10 protein-coding genes are annotated in these 14,261 nt (G+C 70.5%); 7 read left to right on the top strand and 3 right to left on the bottom strand.

The genetic code is table 11. The features are described 5' to 3' along the window. Window positions 1-93: 93 nt before the first annotated feature. Entirely contained in the window at window positions 94-1,197 is a 1,104-nt protein-coding gene (gene ssd / locus ACIRF8_RS30795) for a septum site-determining protein Ssd (protein ID WP_404220076.1), read from the bottom strand. A gap of 584 nt (window positions 1,198-1,781) precedes the next feature. On the opposite strand from ssd, the gene ACIRF8_RS30800 reads away from it, so the two are divergent. Beyond that, window positions 1,782-2,636 (top strand): HAD family hydrolase, encoded by an 855-nt coding sequence (locus tag ACIRF8_RS30800; RefSeq protein WP_404220078.1) that lies wholly within the window; start codon window positions 1,782-1,784, stop codon window positions 2,634-2,636. A 344-nt stretch (window positions 2,637-2,980) separates the two neighbouring features. Here the strand turns inward: ACIRF8_RS30800 and ACIRF8_RS30805 are convergent, their stop codons facing one another. Continuing rightward, window positions 2,981-3,805, bottom strand: coding sequence for an oxidoreductase (locus tag ACIRF8_RS30805; protein ID WP_404220080.1), 825 nt, complete (start codon window positions 3,803-3,805; stop codon window positions 2,981-2,983). Between the two features lie 101 nt (window positions 3,806-3,906). Between ACIRF8_RS30805 and ACIRF8_RS30810 the strand changes: the two genes are divergently transcribed. Continuing rightward, on the top strand, window positions 3,907-4,893 hold the full coding sequence (locus tag ACIRF8_RS30810; RefSeq protein ID WP_404220082.1) for an ATP-binding protein: 987 nt from the start codon (window positions 3,907-3,909) through the stop codon (window positions 4,891-4,893). 6 nt (window positions 4,894-4,899) lie between these two features. Here the strand turns inward: ACIRF8_RS30810 and ACIRF8_RS30815 are convergent, their stop codons facing one another. Continuing rightward, a complete protein-coding gene (locus ACIRF8_RS30815) occupies window positions 4,900-6,189 on the bottom strand; it encodes a hypothetical protein (protein ID WP_404220084.1) in 1,290 nt (429 codons plus the stop codon). A gap of 340 nt (window positions 6,190-6,529) precedes the next feature. On the opposite strand from ACIRF8_RS30815, the gene ACIRF8_RS30820 reads away from it, so the two are divergent. The 5 genes from ACIRF8_RS30820 (at window position 6,530) to ACIRF8_RS30840 (ending at window position 14,175) form a co-directional block, all read left to right on the top strand. After that, window positions 6,530-8,896 carry a bifunctional SulP family inorganic anion transporter/carbonic anhydrase gene (locus ACIRF8_RS30820; protein WP_404220086.1) on the top strand — a complete coding sequence of 789 codons (2,367 nt, stop codon included), beginning with the start codon at window positions 6,530-6,532 and terminating at the stop codon, window positions 8,894-8,896. Window positions 8,897-9,021: 125 nt separating this feature from the next. Then, window positions 9,022-11,037 (top strand): acetate--CoA ligase, encoded by a 2,016-nt coding sequence (acs, locus tag ACIRF8_RS30825; RefSeq protein ID WP_404220088.1) that lies wholly within the window; start codon window positions 9,022-9,024, stop codon window positions 11,035-11,037. Window positions 11,038-11,234: 197 nt separating this feature from the next. Beyond that, window positions 11,235-12,635, top strand: coding sequence for a Na+/H+ antiporter NhaA (gene nhaA / locus ACIRF8_RS30830; protein ID WP_404220090.1), 1,401 nt, complete (start codon window positions 11,235-11,237; stop codon window positions 12,633-12,635). 62 nt (window positions 12,636-12,697) lie between these two features. Further along, the gene (locus ACIRF8_RS30835) at window positions 12,698-13,225 is read left to right on the top strand and encodes a phage holin family protein (RefSeq protein WP_404220092.1); all 528 of its coding nucleotides are present in this window, start codon (window positions 12,698-12,700) and stop codon (window positions 13,223-13,225) included. After that, window positions 13,222-14,175 carry an alpha/beta fold hydrolase gene (locus tag ACIRF8_RS30840; RefSeq protein ID WP_404220094.1) on the top strand — a complete coding sequence of 318 codons (954 nt, stop codon included), beginning with the start codon at window positions 13,222-13,224 and terminating at the stop codon, window positions 14,173-14,175. The genes ACIRF8_RS30835 and ACIRF8_RS30840 overlap by 4 nt, the downstream gene beginning before the upstream one ends. The last annotated feature ends 86 nt before the right edge of the window (window positions 14,176-14,261 follow it).

Here is a 14,261-nt window from a genome sequence, read left to right on the forward strand (position 1 = left end):
TCCGCACCGCACCCACCCCGTTCACCTCGGTCGACACCTCAGCCACCACGCCCCTCATGCGCTCACCCCGCCCCGGCCTCGTACGTACGTCACTCATGAGCCCCCTCCTTCCTCCGACCCCAGCGGCAACCGCTCCCAGAACTCCGTGCAGAACCGCCCCAGCGGCCCCCCTGTGCCCCGGCCGGGGCCGGCGCCCGCCCTCCGGTCTATGGGCAGTTCACCGGCGAGCGGCAGTCCGAGCAGCCGCGCCACCTCGTCGCCGTCGAGCGCTCCGGTCCCGGCCGCGGCTCCCGCACCTGAGGCAGGCGCGGTCACCACCCGCAGATCCCGCAGGACCATCCCCACGGCCCCGGCCACCCTGCGGGCCGCCGCGACGGCCCGCAGTTCGGGAGGGACGACGAGCAGCCCCAGATCGAGCTGGGCCAGCGCCTCCACCGACCCGGAGTCCACCCGGCGCGGCAGGTCCACCACGACGACTCCGCCCCTGCGCCGGCCCGCCGCGAGCACCGCGCGCACGGCCTCGGGCGGTACCGCGGCCAGCTCCCCGCGATCCCAACTGAGCAACCGCAGGTCGTGCAGGAGCGGCAGGGACTCCTCAAGCGCCGTGCTGCCGACCCGCCCCCGGGACTGGGCGAACGCGGGCCAGCGCAGCCCGTCCACCGCCTCGCCGCCGAGCAGTACGTCGAGCCCGCCGCCGAGCGGATCCGCGTCGACCAGGAGCGTGCGCCGCCCGGCTCGCGCGGCGGCCGTCGCAAGTGCACAGGCAAGCGTCGAGGCCCCCGCTCCACCGCGACCGCCGATCACTCCGACGGTCAGCGCGGGCCGCCCCACGCCCTCGGCGACATCGGCGATCCGGTCCATCAGCCACTGCTCGCCGTCGGGCAGCATCAGGACGTGGTCGGCGCCGATCTCCACCGCCCGCTTCCACACCCCGGGATCGTCCTGGTCCCGTCCCACGAGGACGACGCCCCGCCGCCGGGCCGCGCCGCGCAGCCGTCCGGCGGCGTCGTCCCCGACCAGCACCAGGGGCGCCGCCTCCCAGCTATCTCTGCCCGTCGGCGCCCCGTGGCCGACCTCCGGCCGTACGCCCGCCGCGGCGCACAGCCGCAAAAGGTCGTCCAGCAACTCGACGTCCTCCGTGACGATCAACGGTGCGCGCCGCACAGACCGCGTCTCACACGCCGTGGCCTCCGTCATGTCCCGCCCCCTTCTCCCCGCACACCGCACCCGCGGGGCCGTCCGATCCGTCGCGAAGCCCGGCGCCGACGCGCTGAATACCAGCCGCCCCAGCACGGCTCGGCCATAACGAACCGGCCATGAACACCGATCCGGACTTCGCGTGTGGAATCACCGTGCAGCGATCCCGTAAATCGTGTGGATCTTGGTCAATAACTGTGGACGCGAGAAGGCTTGTGAATATCCCCATCACCCATACCGGTGACACTGCGAAGTCGGCACAGGACGGAGACGTAACTTTCACAGAGCAGCCTCACGGTCACCCAGCGTGACGGCTTTGCCGTAGGCCGACTCCCGTACGCCGAGCCGGGAGCAGCCGGAGCCGGAGGCGAGGAGGCAAGAAAAAAGGACCCGAAAACGGGTCCGGACATGCGACGACCCCCGCCGGGGGGGAGAGCGGGGGTCGTCCCCTCGGTCTGACTCGGGGGGGGAGGAGCCAGACCGGGGTTAGCACGGTCGCGAACGATCCGTGACTTCCATGGTGTACCCGAGAGCCTTCTCAAGCAAACCCACGCGCCACAGCTTACGCCGAATGGTGGGCGCCTATGCTCAAACTCGTGGAAATCCAGTCGTCGCCCCACTCCATGCCGCGCACAGCGGCCTTCTTTGACCTGGACAAGACGGTCATCGCTAAGTCGAGCACGCTCACCTTCAGCAAGTCGTTCTACCAAGGCGGGCTGATCAACCGCAGGGCGGTGCTGCGTACCGCGTACGCGCAGTTCGTCTTCCTCGCCGGTGGCGCCGATCACGACCAGATGGAGCGGATGCGCGCGTACCTGTCGGCCCTGTGCCGCGGCTGGAACGTGGAGCAGGTGAAGGAGATCGTCGCCGAGACGCTGCACGACCTGATCGACCCGATCATCTACGACGAGGCGGCGTCCCTCATCGAGGAGCACCACACCGCCGGTCGTGACGTCGTCATCGTCTCCACCTCGGGCGCCGAGGTGGTCGAGCCCATCGGCGAACTGCTCGGCGCGGACCGAGTGGTGGCCACGCGCATGGTCGTCGGCGCGGACGGCTGCTTCACGGGGGAGGTGGACTACTACGCGTACGGGCCGACCAAGGCGGAGGCGATCAAGGAGCTGGCGCGGTCGGAGGGGTACGACCTCGCGCGCTGCTACGCGTACAGCGACTCGGCGACGGACCTGCCGATGTTGAGCGCGGTGGGGCATCCGCACGCGGTCAACCCGGATCGGGCGCTGCGCCGCGAGGCGCTCGCGCGCGCGTGGCCGATTCTCGACTTCCACAAGCCGGTGCGGCTCAAGCAGCGACTGCCGAACCTCTCCACCCCGTCGCGTCCGGCCCTGGTGGCCGCCGCGGCAGCGGTGGGCGCCGCCGCCGTCACCGCGGGCTTCGTCTGGTACGCCAGTCGGCACCGGACACCGACCGCCTCGCGTTGAGGCGTGCCCGTTTTAAGGGTGTTTGATCGTAAAAGTAAAGAAGTGTGTCCAGGGCTTCCGCTTCCCCCAGGGGAGGAGTACAAAGGAGTCAACGGCCCGCGAGACCAGGGACATCCGAGAGGATCACCTTCAACCGCAACCAAGGCCCCACGGACCGAAGCATGAACACCGGGCACCCACGCGACGTCGACCCGTCGATTACGGGCCAGCCGCACCAGGCCACGGGCAACGTCCCGACCTGATGGGCATTCATCGAGGACGCTTGGTAACCCGGCGCGTCATGTCAGCGGCGGTACGAGGACTCGTACCGCCGCAACCCTGTTCGGGACTCCCGGACGTCGCCCTCAGGCGGCACCGCGCTGTAGTGCCTCGCACACCGCGGTCGACTCCCTGACGCCCAGTTCGACCGCCTTGCCGCAGTGGGCGATCCAGGCGGCCATCCCCTGCGGCGTCCCCGACACATAGCCTTCGAGCGCCGCCGTGTACGCCGCGCGCCCCAGCTCCGCGTGACCCACCTCGGCCGGGCAGATCGACTTCGGGTCGAGACCGCTGCCCACCAGGACGATGCGCTCGGCGGCCCGTGCCACCAGGCCGTTGTGCGAACGGAAGGGGCGCAGGGCCAACAGCTCGCCGTGGACCACGGCGGCGCTCACCAGGGCGGGCGCCGAGCTTCCCCCGATGATCAACCGGGAGAGCCCCTCCAGCCGGCCGGCCACCTCCTCCGCGCCCGGTAGCGGAAGCTCGACGAGCGGCTCGTCGACCGGTTCTCCCGGCGTACGCGGGCGGCCGACGGCGTCCCCCCGGTCGGCCGCCGCGACGAGGTGCAGCCGCGCCAGCACCCGCAGCGGTGACTGCCGCCAGATGGACAGGAGCTGCCCCGCCTCGGCGGTCAGACGCAGAGCCGCGCCGACCGTGGGAGCCTCCGCGTCGCCGTCGGCGCCGCTGAAGTCGGTGCGCCTGCGCACCTCTTCGAGCGCCCAGTCGGCGCCGGACAGCGCCGCGCTCCCCCGCGCGCCGCGCAGCGCCGCCTCGGAGGTGACCTCGTTGCTGCGGCGCCGCATGACCCGGTGCCCGTAGACCCGGTCCACGGCCTTGCGCACGGAGTCCACGGATTCGCTCACGCCGGGCAACGTGCCGAGCGTGGCAAGGGGATCGGCTGTCGTACTCATGAGTACGACCCTACGGGCCGCGGGCCCGCGGCCCACGAAGGAGTGGTCTTCTTCACGCGCGCGGGGCACGCACAGCGATCGCTCCACTACGCTAGGTGAACATGAAGATCGCTTTCGTCGGGAAGGGCGGCAGCGGCAAGACCACGCTGTCCTCGCTCTTCATCCGCCACCTCGCCACCACCGGCTCTCCGGTCATCGCCGTCGACGCCGACATCAACCAGCACCTCGGAGCCGCGCTCGGGCTCGACGAGGACGTCGCCGCCGCTCTGCCCGCCATGGGCGCGCGACTGCCGCTCATCAAGGACTATCTGCGCGGCTCGAACCCGCGAATCGTCTCGGCCGACACGATGATCAAGACGACGCCCCCCGGGGAGGGCTCACGGCTGCTGCGCGTCGGCGAGAACAACCCGGTCTACGACGCCTGCGCGCGGCCCGTGGAACTCGACGGTGGCGCCGTACGTCTCATGGTCACCGGACCCTTCACCGAGGCCGACCTCGGTGTCGCCTGCTACCACTCCAAGACCGGGGCGGTGGAGCTGTGCCTGAACCACCTGGTCGACGGCCGCGGTGAGTACGTGGTGGTCGACATGACCGCGGGCTCCGACTCCTTCGCCTCGGGCATGTTCACCCGCTTCGACATGACGTTCCTCGTCGCCGAGCCGACCCGGAAGGGGATCTCCGTCTACCGCCAGTACAAGGAGTACGCCCGGGACTACGGCGTCGCCCTGAAGGTCGTGGGGAACAAGGTGCGCGCCGACGACGACGCCGACCTCGACTTCCTGCGCTCCGAGGTGGGCGACGACCTGCTCGTGACCGTCGGGCAGTCGGACTGGGTGCGCGCCATGGAGAAGGGCAGCCCGCCCCCCTTCGACCTCCTGGAGGAGAACAACAGGGCCGCCCTGCGGGCCCTCCAGGCCGCGGCCGACGCGACGTACGAGGCCCGCGACTGGGAGCGGTACACGCGCCAGATGGTGCACTTCCACCAGAAGAACGCGCAGAGCTGGGGCAACGAGAGGACCGGGGCCGACCTGATGGCGCAGATCGACCCCGGTTACGTGCTTCAGGAGAGCGTCACCGCGCCCGCCTGACCTGGCTCACCGCTTGGCCGCGCGCGTGCCCGGCGCCCCCTTGGGCGCCGGGGCCGGCTTGTCGGCCAGGAAGGACGCCCAGCCGTGCTCGGGCGCCTTGCCCACCTCCAGACCGGCGAGCTTCGCGAGGACCGCCGGGTCCTGCGCGTCGAGCCAGTCGGCGAGCTGCCGGAAGGAGACGCAGCGGACCTCGGGCTTGTTGCAGACCGTCCGGATCGTCTGCTCGACGGCGCGCATGTAGACGCCGCCGTTCCAGGACTCGAAGTGGTTGCCGATGATCAGCGGGGCGCGGTTGCCGTCATAGGCGCGCCGGAAGCCGGCGATCAGGCTGTCGCGCATCTGGTCGCCCCAGTACCCGCGCTTGGCGGGGTCGCCCTGTGTCGTGCCGCCCGACTGGTTGACCAGGAAGTTGTAGTCCATGGCGAGCTGTTCGTAGGAGTGGCCGCGGAACGGGACGAGCTGCATGGACAGGTCCCACAGGCCGTGCTTCTTCTTGGGCCACAGTTGGTCGTTGACGCCGCTGGTGTCGTAGCGGAAGCCCAGTTCGTGGGCGGCGCGCATGAAGTTCTCCTGGCCTTCGAGGCAGGGGGTGCGGGCGCCGACGAGTTCCTTGTCGTAGTCGAAGGGCAGCGGGTCCGCCTTCTTCAGGCCCGTGTTGCTCTTCCATGTCCGCACGAAGGACTTGGCCTGCTCGATCTCGCTCTTCCACTCGTCCACGGACCACTGGCCGACGCCGCCGTCGCTGCCGCAGAAGTGACCGTTGAAGTGGGTGCCGATCTCGTTGCCTTCGAGCCAGGCGCCGCGCAGTTGCTCGGCGGTGTCCCGGATTCCCTCGGCGTCGTTGAAGCCGATGTCCGAACGGCCGGGTGCGTGCTGCGGCGGGTGATAGAGGTCCTTCTTGGCCCCGGGCAGCATGTAGACGCCGCTGAGGAAGTACGTCATGGTCGCGTTGTTCTTCTTGGCGACCTTGCGGAAGTACGAGAACAGCCGCTGTCCGTCCTCGCCGGCGCCGTCCCAGGAGAAGACCACGAACTGCGGGGGCTTCTGGCCGGGTCTGAGCCGCTCGGCTCTCGGCAGATGCGGCTGCCGGCCGGTGTACGCGGTGGAGCCGTCGCCGATCAGCCGGACCGCCTTGCGGGGTGCGGCGGGCGCGGCCTTCTTCGGGCCGAGGGCGCCGGGGTCGCGTGCGGTGCTCGGGTCACTGTTCGCGCAACCGGCCAGGATCGTGGCGCATGTCGCGGCGGCGCCGATGACCGCGGTGATCCTCAGGGTGGTGGTCCTCTGGGTGGCGGCCATCTTCCGCCCACCTACTTCCTTGGGGTCGGCCTGCAAGACATGTGGGTGCCTGAATCGCCCGCTTCATACGGGTGGCACCGTCACCGTTGCACGACCTATCCGCACCATTAGTACGACAAGCCGACCAATATTCTTATTCACTCCCTGTAGTGAATCATTACCCCATTTGCCTGGTTAATCCGTCCACAACCTTTACTCTGCATTACGATCCATTTACCGAGCGTTTCATTTCATCCCGCCGCTGCACGCCGTGAACCACGGCCGCGACCGACCCCCACCCACCGCTCGGGGGTCCCCCCACATTCCGCGACCGCGCTGCACCCCGGAGGAGACGGGAACCATGTCAGCCTGCGTACCCACCCGATCAAGCGACCCCGACCGGACGGACGAGCCGACCACCACCGCCGTCAAGGCGCACAGCCCCCCACCGGCGCCCCGCCGCCGCTTCCGTGTCGCGGGCGCCGATCTGTCGGCGTCCGTCGCGGTCTTCCTCATCGCCCTCCCGCTCTCCCTCGGCATCGCCCTCGCGACCGGCGCGCCGCTGGAGTCGGGGCTCGTCGCCGCCGCTGTCGGCGGACTCGTCACCGGCCTGCTGGGCGGCGCCCCGCTCCAGGTCAGCGGCCCGGCCGCGGGTCTGACCGTGGTCACCGCCGAGCTGATCCAGCGCTATGGATGGCGGACCACCTGCGCCATCACCGTCCTCGCCGGACTCGCCCAACTCGGGCTCGGCTGCCTGCGGGTGGCCCGTACGGCGCTCGCCGTCAGCCCCGCCGTCGTGCACGGCATGCTCGCCGGCATCGGCATCACCATCGCCGTCGCCCAACTCCACATCGTCCTCGGCGGCAGTCCCGAGAGCGCGGTGCTCGACAATCTGGCGTCGTTGCCCTCCCAGTTGGGCGCCGCCCAGCCAGCCGCCTACGGCGTGAGCGTCCTCACCCTCGCCGTCCTGTTCTCCTGGCCGCGCATCCCGGGCCGGGCGGGCCACATCCTGCGCAAGGTGCCCGCCGCCCTCGTCGCCGTGTCGTCGGCGACCGCTGCCACCGCGCTGTTCGGCCTGACGCTGCCCAAGGTCGACCTGCCGTCCTGGAGCAGCCACGCGCTGGCCGGGCTGCCGGACGGGCCCGTACTCGGGATCGCCGCCGCCGTGCTGACGACCACGCTGGTGTGCAGCGTGCAGTCGCTGCTCGGGGCCGTCGCCACCGACAAGCTGGCCTCCTCCCGGACCGATCTGCCGCCCGAGACGCGCCGCTCGAACCTGAACCGCGAACTGCTCGGACAGGGCGCCGCGAACATCGTGTCCGGATCGCTCGGCGGGCTGCCCGTCGCGGGGGTCGCGGTGCGCTCGGCCGCCAATGTGAACGCGGGCGCCGTGAGCCGGAACTCCTCGATGCTGCACGGCGTCTGGGTGGTGGCGGCCACCCTGCTGCTGGTGCCCGTCCTGGAGCTGATCCCGCTCGCCTCCCTCGCCGCCCTGGTGATGGCGGTCGGCATCCAGATGGTGTCCCTGCACCACATCCGCACGGTCACCCGCCACCGTGAGGTGCTGGTCTACGTCGTGACCACGCTCGGCGTCGTCGTGTTCGGCGTCCTCCAAGGTGTGGGGCTCGGCGTCGCGGTCGCCGTCGCCGTCGCGCTGCACCGGCTCACGCGGACCCGCATCACGCACGAGGAGGACGCCCGCGGCGCCCACCATGTGCGGGTCCGCGGCCAGTTGACCTTCCTCGCCGTGCCGCGGCTGAGCCGGGTGCTGCATCAGGTGCCCCATGGCGCCTCGTGCGTCGTGGAGTTGGACGGGTCGTTCATGGACCATGCCGCGTACGAGGCGTTGCAGGACTGGGAGAAGGCGCACACCGCGCAAGGCGGGCAGGTCGAGCTGGCCGGTCGTGGCGGGAGCCGGATCGCGGAGCCCGCGAGCGCCAGCCACTCGTGCTGCCGGCCCTGGACACCGTGGCGCAACCACCACTGCGACCGGCCGTCCGACCCGGCGCCCGAGACCGCCCCGCCGCGCGGCGGGCACCACTTGGCCAGAGGCATCAGCGCGTTCCAGCGGAACACGGCGCCGCTGGTGCGCGGCGAGCTCGCGCGGCTGGCGAGAGAGGGTCAGAAGCCGACGCAGCTCTTCTTGACCTGTGCGGATTCACGGCTCGTCACATCGATGATCACTTCCAGCGGGCCGGGCGACCTCTTCGTCGTACGGAACGTGGGCAATCTCGTCCCGCTGCCCGGGGCCGAGAGCGGGGACGACTCGGTCGCCGCCGCCATCGAGTACGCGGTGGACGTGCTGAAGGTGCAGTCGATCACCGTGTGCGGGCATTCCGGGTGCGGAGCCATGCAGGCGCTGTTGAGCAGCCCGCCCGACGGGGCCAGTGCGCTGACGCCGCTCAAGCGGTGGCTGCGGCACGGTGCGCCGAGCCTGGAGCGGCTGAGCGACGACGGGCTGCCGTGGGCGCGGCTCGCCGGGCGGGCACCCGCCGACGCCGTCGAGCAGCTCTGTCTCACCAATGTCGTCCAGCAGTTGGAGCATCTGCGGGCGCACGAGTCGGTGGCGCGGGCCGTCGAGCGCGGCGCGCTGGAGCTGCACGGGATGTACTTCCACGTCGGTGAGGCGCAGGCGTACCTGTTGGAGGAGCCCACGGAGGAGCCCGATCGCGTCTTCGGACAGGTCACGGCCGACGCCGCCGACGAGAGCGACGGCGTACCGGCCTGAACCCTCCCTCAGCCTCCCGCGTGGAACCCGAGGAGAACGCACGGCTCCCGGCCGCTTCGGCCGGGAGCCGTCGACAGGTCTAAACCAATTCATCGACCCCCCTTGTCACCAGGGGTCGGCGTCTGATGAGCTGTGGTTTGGGACACAACGGGCGCCCGGCAAAGCACCGTAAGGGAGATGTCGTGAGCAACGAAAGCCTGGCCAACCTCTTGAAGGAGGAGCGTCGCTTCGCGCCGCCGGCCGATCTGGCCGCGAACGCCAACGTCACGGCCGAGGCGTACGAGCAGGCCAAGGCTGACCGGCTCGGGTTCTGGGCCGAGCAGGCCCGCCGCCTGACCTGGGCCACCGAGCCGACCGAGACGCTGGACTGGTCGAACCCGCCGTTCGCCAAGTGGTTCAAGGACGGCAAGCTGAACGTCGCGTACAACTGCGTCGACCGGCACGTGGAGGCCGGGAACGGCGACCGGGTCGCGATCCACTTCGAGGGTGAGCCGGGCGACAGCCGGGCCATCACCTATGCCGAACTCAAGGACGAGGTCAGCCGCGCCGCCAACGCGCTGACGGAACTGGGCGTCCGGCAGGGCGACCGGGTCGCGGTCTACCTGCCGATGATCCCCGAGGCGGTCATCGCGATGCTGGCCTGCGCCCGCATCGGCGCCGCGCACTCCGTCGTCTTCGGCGGCTTCTCCGCCGACGCCATCGCCAAGCGCATCGAGGACGCCGACGCCAAGGTCGTCATCACCTCCGACGGCGGCTACCGCCGCGGCAAGCCCTCCGCGCTCAAGCCCGCCGTCGACGAGGCCGTCGGCCGCGTCGAGGGCGTCGAGAAGGTCCTCGTCGTCCAGCGCACGAAGCAGGACGTCGCCTGGACCGAGGGCCGCGACCTGTGGTGGCACGAGGTGGTGGGGCGGCAGTCGGCCGAGCACGAGCCGCAGGCGTTCGACGCCGAGCAGCCGCTGTTCATCCTCTACACCTCGGGCACGACGGGTAAGCCGAAGGGCATCCTGCACACCTCGGGCGGCTATCTGACGCAGGCCAGCTACACGCACCACGCGGTCTTCGACCTCAAGCCCGAGACGGACGTGTACTGGTGCACGGCCGACATCGGCTGGGTCACCGGCCACTCGTACATCACGTACGGGCCGCTCTCGAACGGTGCGACGCAGGTCATCTACGAGGGCACGCCGGACACCCCGCACCAGGGCCGGTTCTGGGAGATCGTGCAGAAGTACGGCGTCACGATCCTCTACACGGCGCCGACCGCGATCCGGACGTTCATGAAGTGGGGCGACGACATCCCCGCCAAGTTCGACCTGTCCAGCCTGCGCGTGCTCGGCTCCGTGGGTGAGCCGATCAACCCCGAGGCGTGGATGTGGTACCGGAAGAACATCGGCGCCGACAAGTGCCCCATCGTCGACACGTGGTGGCAGACCGAGACCGGCGCCATGATGATCTCGCCGCTGCCGGGCGTCACCGAGACCAAGCCGGGCTCGGCCCAGCGCGCGCTGCCCGGCATCGCGGCGACGGTCGTCGACGACGAGGCCAACGAGGTCCCGAACGGCGGCGGTGGATACCTCGTCCTGACCGAGCCGTGGCCGTCGATGCTGCGCACCATCTGGGGCGACGACCAGCGGTTCATCGACACGTACTGGTCCCGTTTCGAGGGCAGGTACTTCGCCGGTGACGGTGCGAAGAAGGACGAGGACGGCGACATCTGGCTGCTCGGCCGGGTCGACGACGTCATGCTCGTCTCCGGGCACAACATCTCGACCACCGAGGTCGAGTCCGCGCTCGTCTCCCACCCGGCCGTCGCCGAGGCCGCCGTCGTCGGCGCCGCCGACGCCACGACCGGCCAGGCCATCGTCGCCTTCGTCATCCTGCGCGGCAGCGCGAACGCCGAAGACGAGAACCTCGTCGCCGACCTGCGGAACCACGTCGGTGCCACGCTCGGCCCGATCGCCAAGCCCAAGCGGGTCCTGCCGGTCGCCGAGCTGCCCAAGACCCGCTCCGGCAAGATCATGCGCCGCCTCCTGCGCGACGTCGCGGAGAACCGGGAGCTGGGTGACGTCACCACGCTCACCGACTCCTCCGTGATGGACCTGATCCAGACCAGGCTGCCCGCGGCACCCAGCGAGGACTGATCCACTCCAGTACGGCGGAACGGGCACCCGGCGAGCGCGCCGGGTGCCCGTTCCGTGCGTATGGTGATGATCACCAGGCAGGACCGCGTGCACCCGGTAGGGTGAAAGCGCGTCAAGGACGCGACAAGTAGTCCCCAGGTGTGCCGGGAAGTCTGGTCGGCGGAGTCATCAGCCGTACCCGACCGGAGGTTCCCCGCGTGAGCGCGCCCCACAAGAGCGACCGCAAAGTATTCGGCCACCTGTCGCTGCCCGAGCGGAACTTCGTGGCCGAGGCCCTGCGGACCGAGACCGTCGGCGGGATGCTGCTCCTCCTCGCGGCCGTCGCCGCCCTCGTCTGGGCCAACGTCCCGGCCCTCAGCCACAGCTACGAGACCGTCCGCGACGTCCACATCGGACCCGCCGCGCTCGGTCTCGACCTCTCCCTCGAACACTGGGCCGCCGACGGTCTGCTGGCCGTCTTCTTCTTCGTCGCGGGCATCGAACTCAAACGCGAACTCGTCGCCGGTGACCTGCGCGACCCGAAGGCCGCCGCGCTCCCGGTCGTCGCCGCCGTCTGCGGCATGGCCGCGCCCGCCCTCGTCTACACCCTGGTCACCGTGGTCGGGGACGGTTCGACGGCCGGCTGGGCCGTGCCGACCGCGACCGACATCGCGTTCGCGCTGGCCGTCCTCGCCGTCATCGGTACGTCGCTGCCGGGCGCCCTGCGCGCCTTCCTGCTGACCCTGGCCGTCGTCGACGACCTCCTGGCCATCCTGATCATCGCGGTCTTCTTCACCGACGACCTGAACTTCGCCGCGCTCGGCGGCGCCGTCGTCGGTCTCGCCGTCTTCTGGCTGCTCCTGCGCAAGGGCGTACGCGGCTGGTACGTGTACGTGCCGCTGGCCCTCGTCATCTGGGCCCTGATGTACAACAGCGGCATCCACTCCACCATCGCCGGTGTCGCCATGGGCCTGATGCTGCGCTGCACCCGGCGCGAGGGCGAGGAGTGCTCCCCCGGGCAACACATCGAACACCTGGTGCGGCCCCTGTCGGCCGGACTGGCCGTCCCGCTGTTCGCCCTGCTCAGCGCTGGTGTGGCGGTGTCGGGCGGGGCACTGGGCGATGTGTTCACCAGGCCCGAGACGCTCGGTGTCGTCCTCGGCCTCGTCGTCGGCAAGGCCCTCGGCATCTTCGGCGGCACCTGGCTCACGGCCCGGTTCACCAAGGCGTCGCTCTCCGAGGAACTGGCCTGGGCGGACGTCTTCGCCGTCGCCTCGCTCGCCGGGATCGGCTTCACCGTCTCGCTCCTGATCGGCGAACTCGCCTTCACCGACGACCCGCTGCTGACCGACGAGGTGAAGGCAGCCGTGCTCGTCGGCTCCCTCGTCGCGGCCGTGTGCAGCGGCGTACTCCTGAGGATGCGGAACGCGAAGTACCGCTCCCTGTGGGAGGCGGAGGAGCGCGACGAGGACCTCGACGGTGTCCCCGACATCTACGAGAAGGGCAATCCGGACTACCACCTGCGGATGGCCGCGATCCACGAGAAGAAGGCCGCGGAGCATCGAAGGCTTGCCGAAGTGGCGGGCGGGGAAGGCGCCGAAGGCGAGCGTCCGGCATGATCTGACATCAAGTCCGCACATCCGGAGCATCCACAGCATCTAAAGGAAACAGGGAGTACGCGATGAGCGCACCCGACGGCAGCACGGTCGGCGCGGTCGGCACGGTCGGCGCCGAACGCAGCATCGGCCAGCTTTTCGCCTCGGCGACGACCGAGATGTCCGCGCTGGTGCACGACGAGATCGCCCTGGCGAAAGCGCAGCTCAAGCAGGACGTCAAGAAGGGCGCGGTCAGCGGCGGGGCGTTCTCGGCGGCGCTGACGGTGCTGATCTTCTCGCTGCCGATGCTGAGCTTCGCGCTCGCGTACGGCATCAACGCCTGGACCGGCGGGCACAACGGCAACGGCGGCTGGAACCTCGCCTGGTGCTTCCTGCTCTCCTTCGCCGCGAGCGTGGTCTTCGCCGGTCTGCTCGCGCTGATCGGCACCGTCTTCGCCAAGAAGGCGAAGAAGGGCAAGGGGCCGCAGAAGGTCGCCGCCTCCGTCAAGGAGTCGGCGGGCGTCCTGCAGAACGCCAAGCCCCACCCCCGTCAGGTGACGTCCGGTGACCGTGTCCCCGACGCCATCGAGGCTGTGGGACGCTCGTCTGCATGACGGACCCCGCCACTCCTTCGGCCCAACCGCCTTCCTCTGTCGTACGTCGTGACATCCCCGGTGGAAAAGAGGTCGTCCACCGGGACGTCGCGGCCAACGGCGCGCGCTTCCACATCGCGGAGCTGGGCGAGGGGCCGCTCGTCCTGCTGCTGCACGGCTTCCCGCAGTTCTGGTGGACCTGGCGCCACCAGCTCGGCGCACTCGCCGACGCGGGTTTCCGGGCCGTCGCCATGGACCTGCGGGGCGTGGGCGGCAGCGACCGGACGCCGCGCGGCTACGACCCGGCGAACCTCGCGCTCGACATCACCGGGGTGGTGCGCTCCCTCGGCGAGCCGGACGCGGCGCTCGTGGGGCACGACCTGGGCGGCTATCTCGCGTGGACGGCGGCCGTGATGCGCCCCAAGCTGGTGCGCCGGCTCGCGGTGTCGTCGATGCCGCACCCGCGGCGCTGGCGCTCGGCCATGCTGTCGGACGTCAAGCAGACCGCGGCCGGTTCCTACATCTGGGGATTCCAGCGGCCCTGGCTGCCGGAGCGTCAACTGGCGGCGGACGGCGGGGCGTTGGCGGGCCGGTTGGTCCGCGACTGGTCGGGGCCGCAGCAGCCCGACGACGAGACCGTGGAGACGTACCGGCGCGCCATGTCCATCCCGTCGACCCCGCACTGCTCGATCGAGCCGTACCGCTGGATGGTGCGGTCGATGGCCCGCCCCGACGGCATCCAGTTCAACCGGCGCATGAAGCGGCCGGTCCGGGTGCCGACGCTGCATCTGCACGGTTCGCTCGACCCGGTGATGCGCACGCGCAGCGCCGCGGGCTCAGGCGAGTACGTCGAAGCGCCCTACCGCTGGCGCCTGTTCGACGGCCTCGGCCACTTCCCGCACGAGGAGGACCCGGCCGCCTTCTCCAAGGAACTGGTGAGCTGGCTGCAGGATCCCGAGCCCGATCGGTGACCCTGCCGTAGCAACCGGTGAGCGCCCGGCATCCGTGCGGGAACGCCTGTTCTACGAACGGCCAAATGCCCGACGCATAAGCCAAT

It is taken from the genome of Streptomyces sp. NPDC102406 (assembly GCF_044765725.1).
GTDB lineage: Bacteria > Actinomycetota > Actinomycetes > Streptomycetales > Streptomycetaceae > Streptomyces.

Coding starts and splice junctions, on each gene's coding strand:
- ssd (WP_404220076.1), bottom strand. CDS start 1,197: ATGACGGAGGCCACGGCGTGTGAGACGCGGTCTGTGCGGCGCGCACCG.
- ACIRF8_RS30800 (WP_404220078.1), top strand. CDS start 1,782: ATGCTCAAACTCGTGGAAATCCAGTCGTCGCCCCACTCCATGCCGCGC.
- ACIRF8_RS30805 (WP_404220080.1), bottom strand. CDS start 3,805: ATGAGTACGACAGCCGATCCCCTTGCCACGCTCGGCACGTTGCCCGGC.
- ACIRF8_RS30810 (WP_404220082.1), top strand. CDS start 3,907: ATGAAGATCGCTTTCGTCGGGAAGGGCGGCAGCGGCAAGACCACGCTG.
- ACIRF8_RS30815 (WP_404220084.1), bottom strand. CDS start 6,189: ATGGCCGCCACCCAGAGGACCACCACCCTGAGGATCACCGCGGTCATC.
- ACIRF8_RS30820 (WP_404220086.1), top strand. CDS start 6,530: ATGTCAGCCTGCGTACCCACCCGATCAAGCGACCCCGACCGGACGGAC.
- acs (WP_404220088.1), top strand. CDS start 9,022: ATGAGCTGTGGTTTGGGACACAACGGGCGCCCGGCAAAGCACCGTAAG.
- ACIRF8_RS30835 (WP_404220092.1), top strand. CDS start 12,698: ATGAGCGCACCCGACGGCAGCACGGTCGGCGCGGTCGGCACGGTCGGC.
- ACIRF8_RS30840 (WP_404220094.1), top strand. CDS start 13,222: ATGACGGACCCCGCCACTCCTTCGGCCCAACCGCCTTCCTCTGTCGTA.